The sequence below is a fragment of the Trebonia sp. genome (assembly GCF_030042015.1).
Lineage (GTDB): Bacteria > Actinomycetota > Actinomycetes > Streptosporangiales > Streptosporangiaceae > Trebonia.
Map to the genome: position 1 here is coordinate 17,399 of NZ_JASIAL010000308.1, position 13,713 is coordinate 31,111.

The following is a 13,713-nucleotide window of genomic DNA, read 5'->3' on the forward strand; positions in this document are numbered from 1 at the left end:
GCCAGATCCCGCCGCGAGCTCATGCCGGTCACCAGCTTTGCGCCGTTCCGGCCGCGGTGTCCATGGCCCGCGCGACAAGCAGCCCGATGTCGGAATTGGGGCCCTAGAAGAACTCGAAGTACTCGCGCATCTCCCAGTCGCTGACCTCGTTGGCCACGTCGGCCACGTCGGCCACATCGGTCATATCGGCCGGGCCCGCCGCCGCCAGGGCCGCCTCGTACCGGGCGATCTCCGCGCGCTTCATCAGCACCAGGTAGTCGATCAGCGTGTCGCCGAACGCCGAACGGTAGAAGCCGTCCCCGTCGAGCGCCTTGACCGCCGCCGCCAGCGAGGTGGGCAGCAGGGGCGCCGCGGCCGCGTACGGGTCGGCCTCGACCGGCGCGGGGGGCGTCAGGCAGCGGGCGATTCCGTCGGCGCCGGCGGCGATGTTCGCGGCCAGGTACAGGTACGGGTTCGCGGCGGGCTCGCCCATCCGGTTCTCCACGTGCGCGCTCGCGTCCCCGGGCGAGCCCTGCACCCGCACCGCCGCGCCGCGGTTCTCCACCGCCCAGCACACCCGGTCCGGCGCGAACGAGTAGGGGCGGAACCGCTTGTACCCGTTCACCGTGGGGGCGGCGAACACAAGCGACGGCACCGCGTGCTCGAGCAGCCCGGCCACGTACTGCGTTCCGACCTCGGACAGCGGCCCGCTGTTGGACGCGAACGCGTTCGGGCCGGCCGGGCGCGACACCAGCGACTGGTGCAGGTGCCAGCCGGAGGAGAAGAAGTTCGGCAGCGCCGGGCGGCACATGAACGTGGCGAGCAGCCCGCGCCGCTGGCACACCTGCTTGACCGCGGACCGGAAGAGCACCACCGCGTCGGCCGCGGCCAGCCCGGTCAGCGGCGCGAAGGAGAACTCGAGCTGGCCGGGACCCCACTCGTCCTCCATCGACCGCGGCACCAGGCCCATGGCGCCGAGGGCGTCCCGCAGCGCCTCAAGCGTCGCCGACATCGAATCGAGCCGTACCTCGGACAGGTACTGGTACCCGCGCTCGTACACGGACACGGCCGGGGCCGGGGGAGTGAACCCGGCGTCCTGCGGGGCGAGCGGGCCGCCGGCCAGGGACACGATGTAGAACTCGATCTCCAGCCCGGCCACGTAGTCGTACCCGAGCTGGCCGAGCGAAGCGAGCTGCCGCCGCAGCAGGCCGCGCCCGTCGAGCGGCACCGGCTGCCCGTTGCCGAAGTAGGCGTCGCACAGCAGCCACGCGGTCCGGTCCGCCCATGGCAGCACCTGGAAGGTCGACGGGTCCGGCACCAGGATCACGTCGGGGAAGCCGGTGAACTCCTCGATGCCGAAGCCGCCGCCGCGCGCGAACGCGGGCACGAACACCTGGTTGCCCGAATCGAGGCTGTAGATGGCGCCGGAGAAGTCGAGCCCGTTGGACAGGGCGGCGACCGCCGCCGCGGGCGACAGCGACTTGGCGCGCGGCACGCCATGCTGGTCGACCACGACCAGCCGCACCGTGCGCAGGTCGTGCGTCTTGATCCGTTCCGCGACTTCCCGCGCCATGGTGGTCGCCTCGGCCGACAGCAGCCCGTGCCGCGCGACGAAGCCGGGCTGTCCCACTCCGGTATCTGCTGGTGCGCTCACAGCAGCAGGCTACGCACCGGCAGCCCCGCGGGGAACCACCAACTCCGCGCGGCGGGGAACCACCAACTCCGCGCGGCGGCCGCTCAGGCCAGCAGCTTGACCAGGGCGGCCGTGCCGACGCAGACGATCACCAGCCGCAGTCCCCAGGGCGGCAGCCGGCGCCCCACCCGGGCGCCGAGCTGACCGCCGAGCACCGATCCGGCCGCGATCAGCGCGACCGCCCCCCAGGCGACGTGCGTGCAGGCGATGAACACGATCGCGGCGGTCCCGTTGACCACGCCGGCCAGCACGTTCTTCACCGCGTTCACCCGCTGCAGGCTGTCGGTGAACGCGATACCGAGCAGGCCGATCAGCAGCACGCCCTGCGCCGCCCCGAAGTACCCGCCGTAGATCCCTGTGCAAAAGACCAGCAGCCACAGCACCGGCCCCCCGGCCGCCGCACCGCCGCCCCCGCCGTCAGCAGGGTCGCGGCCGTCCCCGCCGTTTCGCGGCTGCTGGCGGCCGGCCACCCACCGGGCCAGCCACGGCTGGATCACCACCATGACCAGCGCGATGCCGATCAGCGCGGGGACGATCGCCTTGAACGCGTCCGCGGGCAGCACGAGCAGCAGGATCGCCCCCACCAGGCCGCCGCACAGCGACGCCGCGCCGAGGGTGAGCACCCGGTCGCGCTGCCCGCTCAGCTCGGCGCGGTAGCCGTGCACGCCGCTCATCACGCCGGGCACCAGGCCGACGTTGTTGCTGACGTTGGCAAGCACCGGGGGGTAGTGGAAGGCCAGCAGCGTCGGGAACGTGATCAGCGTGCCGGAGCCGACGACCGTGTTGATCGTGCCGGCGGCCAGCCCCGCCGCGAAGATGGCAAGACCTTCGGCGATCGCGTGCGGCACCCCCTCACGCTACCGGCACGGCGCCCACTGGGGCGGCCGCCACGTCCCGGACGAAACGGCGCACCAGCTCCCGCGCCCGGCCCGCGGCCGCGCCTTGCAGCCGTCGCGTCTGCGCGAGCAGCGCGTCCGCGTCCACGCCGGCGGCGGCGAGCCCGGCCGAGCCGCCGCCATCCAGCCAGCACTGGAGCACTTCGTCCGTGACCTCGGGGTGGAACTGCAGCCCGAGCGCGCGCCCGCAAACGAACGCCTGGTTGGCCAGCGCGGTCCTGGCGAGCACAGGGACGTCGGCCGGCACCGTGAACCGGTCGGAGTGCCACTGAAACCACGGGCCCGGGTCGATCAGCCCGGTGCCGGCGGTTTCGATCACGTTCCAGCCGATCTCCGGCGCCGGCGCGCGCGTGACCGCGCCGCCCGCGGCGGCGGCGAGCAGCTGGCCGCCGAAGCAGATCCCGAGGACCGGCACCCCGAGCCCAAGCGCCGCCCGCGTGAACGCGATCTCGTCGTGGACCCAGGTCCCGATCGCGGCGTCGTCATACACCGCCCAGACCGCGCCGAACGCCACGATCGCGTCATAACCGGCCGGATCGGGGAACTCCACGGTCACCGCGGGCGAGTGGTACCGCTCGCGCGGCACGACGGTGAACTCGGACACGTCGTAGCCGAGGCCGGCGAACGCGTCCCCGACCAGGCCGCCGGGCGAGGCGTGATCCTGCTTGACGAAAAGAACCCGCACCTGTCAGTCCAGGTGCGGCGGGAGGCCGAACAGCGGGAACAGCCGCCCGGTGTCAAGGAAGTACGTGAGGCGGCTGAACTTGCCCCCGCTGACCTCGTGCACCTGAAGCGCCCAGGGCGCGTACCCGCCGCCGGGGTCGGGCTTGTACTGGCCCCAGGCCGCCACGCCGTTCGCGCGGACCGGGACCAGGACCGACCCGGCGCACTGGCTCGGCGCCGGCTGCACCATCCACGCGGTGATGTCGGCGCTGCCGCGCAGCCACAGCTCGAACGGCGGCATCGTCATCACCGCGTCCGCGTGGATGAGCGCGAGCAGCGCCGTCATGTCGTACCGGCAGAACGCGTCCACGTAGGCCGCGAGCAGCCCGGCGTTCTCCGGGTCCACGCTGGCCGGGCGCTGGTGGCCGGGCAGTTCGGCGAGCGTGGCGCGGGCCCGCTGCAGCGCGCTGTTCACCGCCGCCACGGAGCTGTCGAGCAGCTGCGCGGCCTCGGTCGCGGGCAGCCGCAGCACCTCGCACAGGATCAGCGCGGCGCGCTGGCGGGACGGCAGGTGCTGCAGCGCGGTCACGAACGCCAGCCGCACCGAGTCGCGCATGGCGGCGATCTCCGCGGGGTCGCCGCAGGCGGGGTCGAGCACGCGAGCGTCCGGGATGGGAGTGACCCAGGTGTCTTCGGCCGGCCACGGGCGAAGCAGCGACTCCAGCGGCGGTGACGACGGCCCCAGGTCCATCGGCAGCGCGCGCCGCCGCTCCCCGCGCAGCGCGTCCAGGCAGACGTTCGTCGCGATCTTGTACAGCCAGGACCGCAGGCTCGACCGCCTCTCGAACGCGTCGAGGTTCTTCCACGCGCGCAGCATCGTCTCCTGCACCGCGTCGTCGGCCTCGAACGCGGAGCCGAGCATCCGGTAGCAGTACCCCGTCAGCTCGCGGCGGTAGGTCTCAAGGTCTGCTTGGGTGGCCGTCCCGGACATGGCTCCACCATAAGCCCGGGGTCCGACATTCTTTATCCCGAACGGTCCCGGCCGGCTCTCCCGGCCAGCTCAGCTGCCAGCAGGTCGCTAGCCCCCCGCGGGGGACTCTTCGGCGCCCGCGCTGCCGGGGCTCGTGTAGGTGTCCTCGGCCTTGAGGGCGCGCAGCTCGATGCCGAAGCGCGCGTCCAGGGCCGTGGACAGCGCGGCCAGCGTGCGCAGCGTGAGGTTCTCCCCGCCGCCGAGGATCTGGCTGACCCGCCCGGGAGACACGCCCATGCGGCCCGCGAGGTCGGCCCTGGTGAGGCCGCGCTCCCGCATGTACCAGTTGATCTCGTTCGTCAGGCGGGTGACGAGGGCGAGGAGTTCTTCGTCGATCTGCGTCTGCGCGGCCCGCTGCTCGGGCGAAGCGCCTAGTCGCAAGCCCATCAGTGCCTCCACTTTGTCACGGCCAGACCCTGATGCGCCCGGACGGTGGTCAGCTGCCTGTACTTAGGTTTAGCTAAACATATAGCTATGCCTAAAGTCCGGCGCGTGCTAGGGCCAGACGGCCCGCCACCATGATCGTTATAGAAACGTTATCCGAGCCAGCGGCGGCCGGGCCCCGCGGGCACGATGGGGCGGCTGTGACTGTCGCGAGGCAATCCTCGATGCCGCTTATTGACGTAAAGGCGGCTAAAGCCTAGATAGGTAACTAATTGCCGCCAACCACCCATTCCCCGGGAGGCGGCCGCCTGTACTGGCACAGGCGCACGGCGAGGGGGCGTGACATGACGAGCACGGTGCTTGGTGCTGTCGGGACATTTGCCCTGTCGCTGATCCTGGCCTGGGGATTCCTGCGGCTGCGCTGCCGCAGGGTCGGGCCCCCGTTCGGCCCGCGCGCCCGGTACTCGGCCCTATTCATCGTGGTGGCCACGGCCCTCGTGTCCGCGGGCGCCGGGCTGGTCGTCGTCGCGGCCAGCCACCACGACCACGCCGCCTATGTGGGGATCATCGTGCCGGCCGGGCTCTGGTTCGGGAAATTGCCCCCGCAACGCGACAGGGACCTGCTGCCCGGGACGCTGCCCGGCCTGCTGACGCTCCCGCTCAGCCGGCTGTACGACCGGATGGGCGAGGACATGCAGGACTGGTGCGATGTCAGGCTCAGGGCGGCGGCTCCCAAGCCGCGGTGGATAGCGGACGCGGCGGTCTACTACCACAACCAGGTGGCGGCTCGGCTCAAGGACGCCAAGCCGCTGGCGGACCTGGAATGCTGGCGCAATTCCATCATGCACAAGATCACTGTGGTGCGGATGATCAACGTGGACACCGCCCCGGCCCGGCTGCAGGCGGCCATGCAGCTGCACCCGGCCACGCAGCACATCCGTGGCTACACCGATGAGGACCTAGCGCCGCTGGCCCGCCGGCTGGAGGCCGAGGCGCTGAACGAGCTGCACCTTTACCTCGCGTACGCGTACCGGCTCGGCTATCACAAGATGCTGATCTACCCGTTCCGGCCGTCCGCTCAGCGTGCCCCCGTCCAGCGTGCCGAGCCCACGGTCTAGCCCAGCCCAAGAGCAGCGACGCGAATTGCCCCGGCTTCCCCCGGCCGGTTCACTCCAGGACGTCCGCCAGCCGCCCCAGTTGTTCGAGCGCCTCCCGCAACTGGACGTATGCGGGCCGACCCGGAACCGACGGCCGGGAGCTTGCCCAGCTCGCGCGCGGGACAGCCTGGTCCCGCTAGGTCAGTTCCAGCAGGAGCGCGGTCAGCTCCCCCGGCCGGTTGATCGGGATCAGGTGGTCGGAGTCGATCTCCCGGTAGCGCCAGGCCGGGTCGGTTTTTGCCCGGTCGGCAGCCCGCCAGAACGCGCTTGGCCGCGTGCCGGGCTCCGGCCGCGGCTCCTCGGTCGCCTTGACGTAGGTGCGGGTGAACGGGTAGTCCTCGAGCGGCTTGGGGAGCCGGACCGGCTCGGTGAAGCAGCCGACCGGGTGGGGAGAGCGGCGTACGGTGTACCAGGCGGCTTCGGCCGGGTCCCGCATCGGGCGGGACAGCGGGGGCACCAGCCACTCGCGGCCCGGCCCGATCGCGCCCGCGGCGTAGCCGGCGCCGCTGAGGTCGTCCAGCGACTCGCCGTCGGCTGGCAGGAACGCGTCCAGGTACACCAGGTGGGCGACCCGGTCCGCGACGTGCTCCAGCGCCCCGGTGACCACCATGCCGCCGTAGGAGTAGCCGAGCAGCACGATGTCCCCCAGGTCCTCATAAAGGATCGTGTTCACCACGTCGGTGACGTGGGTGGTGAGGTTGACCTGGGGGCTTGCCAGGTGGGCGCGCTCGCCGATCCCGGTCAGGCTCGGCGTGAACACCTCGTGCCCGGCCGCGCGCAGCGGGCCGCGCACGAGGCGGAACCCGTACGAGCCGCCCCACGCCCCGTGCACCAGAACATAGGTCGTCATGCCGCGGACGCTAAACCCGCGGCCGCGGCCCGCGCAATGTGCGGGCGGCCCAAATCAAGGGGACCGGCCCGGTCACACTCCCCTAACCCAACCGCCGTTTTTGGCAGTGGGGCCCCCCAGCGCCAGGCCTATTGCCGGCGGGGCCCCCACCGCCAAACCGTGCCCGTGGCAGCCGCGGCCGCAAGCCGTGTGCGTCCTCCTTCGTGACGGTTCAGGCGCCTAAATCTGGTGGTGCGTTCCGTGATGTCCCGCCGGGGCTTCCCCGCCGATGCTTGCTGTGATGTCAACCGCCGCGGGGCGGGGTCCCGGGGCAGCACCCAAGGAGGATTACACATGCGTACGGGGTTCACGCGCACCAGCTTCACGGGGCGCAAGCGCGCGGCTTTTGCCGCCATGACGGGGGCGGCCGCGGCGGCCGTCGTGGGGCTGGCCGTCGCGGTCCCGGCCGTGGCCGCGCCGGTGGCGGCGCGTAGCGCGGCGGCCGTGTCCGGCACCGAGCACTTCCAGGCCATGACCACGTCGGGGACGGCGACCACGCAGGGTGTCATCGCCTACGGCGTCTTCACCGGCGCGGGCATCGATCACGAGGGCAACACGGTCGACACGTTCGTCTTCTCCGGCGGAACGTTCAAGGTGAAGCACTCAAGCGGCTCAGGGCCGGAAAGCTTCAACCAGAAGACATGCCTGCTGACGGGCGCGATTCACGGCACGTACACGGTCTACGGCGGCACCGGCGCGTACAAGGGGATCAGCGGCAGCGGCAAGTACACGGTCACCGTCTTGGGCATCGCGGCCAAGTCCAAGGGCGTGTGCTCGATGACGGTGGCGCCTGTCGCCTGGCAGCAGGAAATCGCGGCGTCCGGCCCGGTCAAGCTGCCATAACCGCCGCCAGCTAACTCCCGGGAACCTCCCCGCTCAGGCGGGGAGGTTCCCCTCGATCGCGGCGAGCACCGCGGGGTCGTCGGGCGCGGTCCGCGGCCGGAACCGCGCGGCTACCGTGCCGTCCGGGCGGAGCAGGAACTTCTCGAAGTTCCACTGGATGTCACCCGCCTCGCCGCTGGCGTCGGGGAACGCCGTCAGCTCGGTGTAGACCGGGTGCCGGCCGGGGCCGTTGACCTCGATCTTCTCGAACATCGGGAACGTGACGCCGTACGTCGCCGAACAGAACTGCGCGATCTCCTCGGCGGAGCCCGGCTCCTGGCCGGCGAACTGGTTGCAGGGGAAGCCGACCACGGAGAACCCGCGGTCGCTCAGCCGCTCGTGCAGCGCCTCGAGCGCGCCGTACTGCGGGGTCAGCCCGCACTTGGAGGCGACGTTCACCACGAGCAGCGTCTTGCCCGCGAGGTCGCCGAGCGAGGAGTCCGCACCGGCCAGGGTCTTGACCGGAATGTCGTAGATGCTCACGAGCCAACCGTACCGTCCGCGCGACCTGGCTCTCGAGCCAGGTCGCTCTTGCCCGCGACCCTCTCGACACTTAGACTGAACATTCAGTCAATGAGAGGATCGCGCGGTGCTTACCCAAGCCGACAGCAAGCTATCCGTCATCATCGCCGAACAAGAGGCGGTCTTCGTCCGCCGCCAGCCCGCCTCGGCGCGGCTGGCAGCCCTCGCCCGCGAGCACCTGGCCGGCGGCGTCACCTCGAGCTGGCAGATCACCCAGCCGCAGCCGGTATGGCTGAGCCACGGGGCCGGCTCCAAGGTCTACGACGCTGACGGCAACGAGTACGTCGACCTGCACGGCGGGTACGGCGCGGCGCTCGCCGGGCACGCGCACCCGGCGATCGTGCGCGCGGTCCGCGAGCAGGCTGGCCGCGGCACGCACTTCGCCCAGCCCACGCCGGACGCGATCGCGGTCGCCGCGGAGCTCGCGCGCCGCTTCGGCCTCCCGCGGTGGCGGTTCGCCAACTCCGGCACCGAGGCCACGATGGACGCCGTTCACCTGATGCGCTCCTATACCGGCCGGGACCTGATCATCAAGGTCGAGGGGTGCTACCACGGGCACCACGACTCGGTGCAGGTCTCGGTGATGCCGTCGGCCGACGAGGCAGGGCCGGCGAGCCGGCCGGCCTCGGTCCCGTCGAGCAGCGGCATCCCCGCCGCGATCACGGACCTGACCCTGGTCGCCGGTTTCAACGACCTCGGCCGCGTCGCCCGGCTGCTCGACGCCTACCCGGGGCAGATCGCCGGCATGATCATCGAGCCGATCATGATGAACGCAGGCATCATCCCCCCGCTGCCCGGGTACCTGGCAGGCCTGCGCGACCTGCTGCACGCCCGCGGCGCGCTGCTCACCTTCGACGAGGTCAAGACCGGGCTGACCGTGGGACCCGGCGGGGTGACCGCGCTGAGCGGGGTGACGCCGGACCTCGTCTGCCTGGCCAAGTCGCTCGGCGGCGGCGTCGCCGTCGCCGCGATCGGCGGGACCGCCGAGGTGATGGAGCACGTCGCCAGCGGCGGCTACGAGATGGTCGGCACGTTCAACGGGAACCCGCTGGCCATGGCGGCGGCGCGCGCCATGTTGTGCGAGGTCGTGACCGAGGCCGCCTACGAGCACATCGAGGACCTGCGGGCCCGCGCCGTCGCGGGCATATCCCGCGCGATCGCCGACTACGGCCTGTCCGCGCACGTCGTGACGGCCGGCGCCAAGGGCTGCGTGGTGTTCTCACCCGATCCGGTGCACGACTACCGCGGGTTCCTGGCCGCCGACGACTCGCTGAGCCATGCGCACTGGCTCTTCCAGCACAACGGCGGGGTCTTCCTCCCGCCGTGGGGGAAGATCGAGCAGTGGCTGATCTCGGTGCAGCATGGCGAGGCGGACATCGACCGGCTGGTGGCGAACTTCCGCACGTTCGCCGACGCAATCCATTCTTTACAGATCTTTACTGGCAAAACCTTGCCTTGACGCTCCACCGATAGTTCAATTGACGGAACATTCAGTCAGGGCAAGGGGCCGACAGCGCCGGAGGTGAATAGTGGCGCACCCGAGAGAAGGCTGGCAGGGACACGGCCTGCCACGCCGCCGTCCGGCGGCGGACGCGGCGCTGACCCGCCGCTGGTTCCTCAAGAGCGCCACGGCGCTCGGCGCGCTGGCCGCCGGCGGGGTCGGTGCGAGCGCCCTGGCGGGCTGCGCCTCCGACCTGACCGGATCGGGCGCGGTTCCGCTGCCGCGGCCCGACCACCCGGTGACCTGGCCGGTCTTCGCGGGGAACGCCCCGATCAAGTCGGGGCTCGCGGCGGAGACGGGCGCCACGCTGCAGATCTACACGTGGGAGGCCTACATCAACCAGGCCTGCGTCAACGGCTTCGCCAAGAAGTACAACTGCAAGGCGCAGGTCACCACGTTCAACACGATGGACGAGGCGCTGTCCAAGCTGCGCAGCGGCCTGTCCTTCGACCTGCTGGTCGGCGCCACCGTGGACGTGCTCGGCCAGCTCATCGAAGGCCAGCTCGCCCAGCCGCTGAACCACAGCTACATCCCGAACATCGCCCAGACCTGGCCCGACTACACGGACCCGTTCTACGACCAGAAGTGGCAGTACACGGTCCCGTACACCATCTACACGACCGGGATCACCTGGCGTAAGGACCTGGTGCACGAGAACCCGTACGCGATGAAGAACGCGTGGGCGATGCCCTGGCAGGCCAAGTACAAAGGGCGGGTCGCGATCCTCGACGACTACCGCGAGGGCATCTGCCTGGGGCTGATGAAGAACGGCATCTTCAACCTGAACACGACCGACTACCGGCAGATCGGCCTGTCGCGGGAGTCGCTGGAAGAGCTCAGCGGCCTGGTGAACCTGCGCATCAACAACAACGACTACTCCGAGGTCCCTGACGGCCAGACCTGGATCACCAACGCCTGGTCGGGCGACATGGCCGCCGCGGCGTCCTACATGCCCAAGGGCGTCCCCGTCGACGTGGTCGGCTACTGGTTCCCCCCCGACGGCAGGGGGCCGGTCAACAACGACACCCAGGTCGTCCTGAAGTCGGCGACCAACCCGGTGCTCGCGCACCTGTTCCTCAACTACATGCTCGACCTGCCCAACGCGCTGGAGAACATCAGCTGGAACGGCTACATGCAGCCGCTGACCGCGGTGACCCCGCAGCTGCTGGTCAAGGAGCAGATCCTGCCGCCGTCGCTGATGTCCACGGCGGTGCTGCCGTCGTACTTCCGCCGCGGCCTTTTCGAGTTGCAGCTTCCTGTGGACGCCGACGCGCTGTGGCAGCAAGCCTGGCTCGTGGTGAGCAACGGGATCTAGGGGGTGGCTGGCATGCGGCTCGCCGCGAAGAACCGGGGCAGGAACGCGTTCTGGATCGCCCTCGCCACGCCTGGGATCATCTGGCTGGCCGTGCTGTTCATCGTGCCGTTCTACGCGGTGCTGTCGATCGCGATGGGCAAGCTGAACCAGCTGTACGAGGCCCCGGTCGCGGTCTGGAACCCCACGAGCTGGTCGTCGTCGAACGTCATCGACGTCTGGCGCGACCTGTTCGGCAGCGCGTCGTTCGCGGGGCCGATCGCGGCGCGCACGATCATCTACGTGGCGATCGCCTCGCTGCTCTGCCTGGTCATCGGCTACCCGGCCGCCTACTTCGTCGCCCGGTTCGCCGGCCGCAGGAAGGGGCTGTTCCTGGTCCTGATGATCGCGCCGTTCTGGATCAGCTACATGATGCGCATGCTCGCCTGGATCGACCTGCTGTCGACCGGCGGCTACGTGAACAAGGTGCTCGGCTGGGTGGGCATCTCCCCGGTCAACTGGCTGGGCGGCAGCTCGGTGACGGTCGTGCTCGGCCTGGTGTACGGGTATATCCCGTACCTGATCCTGGTGCTTTACGCGGGCCTGGACCGGATCAATCCGGCGCTGATCGAGGCCGGGCGCGACCTGGGCCTCGGGCGGATCCGCACGTTCGTGCACGTCACGCTGCCGCTGAGCAGGCAGCCGATCCTGACAGGACTGCTGATCACCGTGCTGCCGATGCTCGGCGACTACTACACGAACCAGATGCTGTCCGGCGCGGCGTCCACCTCCATGATCGGCAACCTGATCCAGGGCCAGCTTGGCACGCCCGGCCTGGAAGGCCAGGGCGCGGTGCTCTCGCTGCTGCTGCTGCTCGTGCTGCTCGTCCCGATGGTCTACTACGTGATCGCGACGAACCGGGAGGCGGCCACATGACCGCGACGAACGCCGCCGCTCCGGGCGCTTCCGCCCCGGACGCCACCGCGACACCGGCGCCTGCCGCCGCGCCCGCGCGGGTCAGCCGCATGCCATGGCGCAACCCCTGGCGGCATCCGTGGTTCCTCGAGGGCTTCACCTGGCTCTACCTGGTCTGGTCGCTGGTGCCGATCGCGATCGCCGTGCTGTTCTCGTTCAACAACGGCAGGTCACAGTCCGCCTGGCAGGGGTTCTCCTGGCGCTGGTACTTCAGCGACCCGGTCAACTCCGTGCTGCACAATCCCCAGCTGCACGCGGCGGTCATCCAGACCGTGCGGCTGTCCGTGCTCACCACGGTGATCGCGGTGCCGCTTGGCGTCGCGTTCGCGCTCGGCATCAACCGGTGGCGCGGGCCGGTCCCCGGGACGTTCAACTTCGTGATGATCTTGTCCTACGTCATCCCCGAGCTGATCTTCGGCGTCTCGATGTTCTTCGTGTTCACCACCTTGTTCTCCACCGTGCACCTGGGCACCACCGCGGAGGTCCTTGGCCTGGTCACCTGGAACGTGAGCTGGCCGGCCATCGTGGTGCAGGCCAGGCTGGTCACGATCGGCCGCCAGTACGAGGAGGCGGCCGCCGACCTGGGCGCCAACCCGTTCCAGGTGATGCGGCGGGTCATGCTGCCGCTGCTTGCCCCGGCCATCTTCGCCAGCGCCGTGCTGGTGTTCTCCGGCGTGATCGACGACTTCGTCATCGTGGACCTGCTGTCGTCAAGCGCGGGGAACACCCCGATGTCCGTGATCATCTACTCCACCCAGCACGGCGGCAACGGCGGCCCCGCGCTCAACGCGCTTGGCTCGATCATGCTGGCGATGTCGCTGGTGATCGTGCTCATCGGCTACGTCGGTTACCGCCTGCTCACCCGCGGCGAGCGCGGCAGCGGCCTGGCCGCCCTCACCAGCATCGTCGGCGAAGGCTGACCGCCGGGCTTGCCCCTGACGTTACGTCAGGGGCAAGCGTGCCTGACATGAGCGCAACCGGGACCGCGGCCGGCCGCGGCGAAGCGTGGAAGGTGGGTGCCCTGGCCAGGGCCTCCGGCCTGACCGTGCGGACGCTGCACCACTACGACCACATCGGGCTGCTGAGCCCGTCGGCGCGCACCGCCGCCGGCCACCGGCTCTACACGCCCGCCGACGTCGCCCGCCTGTACCGGATCACGCTGCTGCGCAGCCTGGGCTTCCCGCTGGAGCAGATCGCGTCCGCGCTCGACGATCCCGAATGGCAGCTCGCCGCCGCGATGCGACCGCACCTGGAGCACACCAGGGAGCGGGCCGCCGCGGCCGCCCGGCTTTGCGGCCGCCTGCCCCAGGCCCGGCATCATTTGATCACACCAGTCACTACCGTCCACCTTGCACACTTCTTGCGATCCTGGTGGTTAATTCTGGTTCATGTGGCGCGCCGGCCGCGGCCGGGGCCGCCCCGCCACGCCCCGGCGCAGTGCCATGCCCGGCGGCACCCGGGCCGCCGATCCCGGCCGGCCGCCGCCGCGATACGTTCCGGGTTCGCGTCGTCATACCAGCACAAACCCCGAACATACCGCGAGGATCACCGCGGACCGGGAACAGCATGTGCTGACCGGGCATCCGGTCCTGCGGCGAGCGCGGCTTGGCCCCCGACGCCCGGGCTGAACGGTCATCTGTGCTGGCTAACCGGCCGCCGGACAGCCGGGTCGGAGTGAGCCCACCCCCGCAGGTCAGACACTCCCTCCAGACGAGCCGCACCCAATGGCGATCACGCGGCTCGTGAAAAGCTAGCCGCATGGACTACACGCATCTTGGCCGCAGCGGCCTGTCGGTGAGCAGGCTCTGCCTCGGCACGATGAACTTCGGGTCGCTGACGCCGCCCGGCGAG

The 13,713-nt window shown here is 70.6% G+C and carries 14 protein-coding genes; 7 read left to right on the forward strand and 7 right to left on the reverse strand.

Features of this window, described 5'->3' with window-relative positions:
• Positions 1-103: 103 nt before the first annotated feature.
• The 5 genes from Q1N79_RS16520 to Q1N79_RS16540 all read right to left on the reverse strand — a co-directional run bounded on the left by Q1N79_RS16520 (position 104) and on the right by Q1N79_RS16540 (position 4,648).
• Positions 104-1,633 carry a glutamine synthetase family protein gene (locus Q1N79_RS16520; RefSeq protein ID WP_300609964.1) on the reverse strand — a complete coding sequence of 510 codons (1,530 nt, stop codon included), beginning with the start codon at positions 1,631-1,633 and terminating at the stop codon, positions 104-106.
• An 83-nt stretch (positions 1,634-1,716) separates the two neighbouring features.
• A complete protein-coding gene (locus Q1N79_RS16525) occupies positions 1,717-2,520 on the reverse strand; it encodes a sulfite exporter TauE/SafE family protein (RefSeq protein ID WP_300609965.1) in 804 nt (267 codons plus the stop codon).
• Positions 2,521-2,524: 4 nt separating this feature from the next.
• Positions 2,525-3,253 (reverse strand): type 1 glutamine amidotransferase, encoded by a 729-nt coding sequence (locus Q1N79_RS16530; RefSeq protein ID WP_300609966.1) that lies wholly within the window; start codon positions 3,251-3,253, stop codon positions 2,525-2,527.
• Between the two features lie 3 nt (positions 3,254-3,256).
• On the reverse strand, positions 3,257-4,222 hold the full coding sequence (locus tag Q1N79_RS16535) for a sigma-70 family RNA polymerase sigma factor (protein WP_300609967.1): 966 nt from the start codon (positions 4,220-4,222) through the stop codon (positions 3,257-3,259).
• A gap of 87 nt (positions 4,223-4,309) precedes the next feature.
• Positions 4,310-4,648, reverse strand: a complete 339-nt coding sequence (locus tag Q1N79_RS16540; protein WP_300609968.1) for a helix-turn-helix transcriptional regulator — start codon at positions 4,646-4,648, stop codon at positions 4,310-4,312.
• Positions 4,649-4,989: 341 nt separating this feature from the next.
• On the opposite strand from Q1N79_RS16540, the gene Q1N79_RS16545 reads away from it, so the two are divergent.
• Positions 4,990-5,763 (forward strand): hypothetical protein, encoded by a 774-nt coding sequence (locus tag Q1N79_RS16545; protein ID WP_300609969.1) that lies wholly within the window; start codon positions 4,990-4,992, stop codon positions 5,761-5,763.
• Positions 5,764-5,938: 175 nt separating this feature from the next.
• On the opposite strand, the gene Q1N79_RS16550 is transcribed toward Q1N79_RS16545, so the two are convergent.
• On the reverse strand, positions 5,939-6,652 hold the full coding sequence (locus tag Q1N79_RS16550; protein WP_300609970.1) for an alpha/beta hydrolase: 714 nt from the start codon (positions 6,650-6,652) through the stop codon (positions 5,939-5,941).
• Positions 6,653-6,985: 333 nt separating this feature from the next.
• Between Q1N79_RS16550 and Q1N79_RS16555 the strand changes: the two genes are divergently transcribed.
• On the forward strand, positions 6,986-7,534 hold the full coding sequence (locus Q1N79_RS16555) for a hypothetical protein (protein ID WP_300609971.1): 549 nt from the start codon (positions 6,986-6,988) through the stop codon (positions 7,532-7,534).
• A gap of 33 nt (positions 7,535-7,567) precedes the next feature.
• Here Q1N79_RS16555 and Q1N79_RS16560 read toward each other — a convergent pair whose 3' ends face one another.
• Positions 7,568-8,056, reverse strand: coding sequence for a glutathione peroxidase (locus Q1N79_RS16560; protein WP_300609972.1), 489 nt, complete (start codon positions 8,054-8,056; stop codon positions 7,568-7,570).
• Positions 8,057-8,162: 106 nt separating this feature from the next.
• Here Q1N79_RS16560 and Q1N79_RS16565 point away from each other — a divergent pair, with 106 nt between their 5' ends.
• The 5 genes from Q1N79_RS16565 to Q1N79_RS16585 all read left to right on the forward strand — a co-directional run bounded on the left by Q1N79_RS16565 (position 8,163) and on the right by Q1N79_RS16585 (position 13,540).
• Positions 8,163-9,554 carry an aspartate aminotransferase family protein gene (locus tag Q1N79_RS16565; protein ID WP_300609973.1) on the forward strand — a complete coding sequence of 464 codons (1,392 nt, stop codon included), beginning with the start codon at positions 8,163-8,165 and terminating at the stop codon, positions 9,552-9,554.
• Between the two features lie 70 nt (positions 9,555-9,624).
• On the forward strand, positions 9,625-10,911 hold the full coding sequence (locus tag Q1N79_RS16570) for a spermidine/putrescine ABC transporter substrate-binding protein (protein ID WP_300609974.1): 1,287 nt from the start codon (positions 9,625-9,627) through the stop codon (positions 10,909-10,911).
• 12 nt (positions 10,912-10,923) lie between these two features.
• The gene (locus tag Q1N79_RS16575) at positions 10,924-11,823 is read left to right on the forward strand and encodes an ABC transporter permease (protein ID WP_300609975.1); all 900 of its coding nucleotides are present in this window, start codon (positions 10,924-10,926) and stop codon (positions 11,821-11,823) included.
• Positions 11,820-12,782, forward strand: a complete 963-nt coding sequence (locus Q1N79_RS16580) for an ABC transporter permease (protein WP_300609976.1) — start codon at positions 11,820-11,822, stop codon at positions 12,780-12,782. The genes Q1N79_RS16575 and Q1N79_RS16580 overlap by 4 nt, the downstream gene beginning before the upstream one ends.
• 47 nt (positions 12,783-12,829) lie before the next feature.
• On the forward strand, positions 12,830-13,540 hold the full coding sequence (locus tag Q1N79_RS16585; protein WP_300609977.1) for a MerR family transcriptional regulator: 711 nt from the start codon (positions 12,830-12,832) through the stop codon (positions 13,538-13,540).
• Positions 13,541-13,713: the final 173 nt, after the last annotated feature.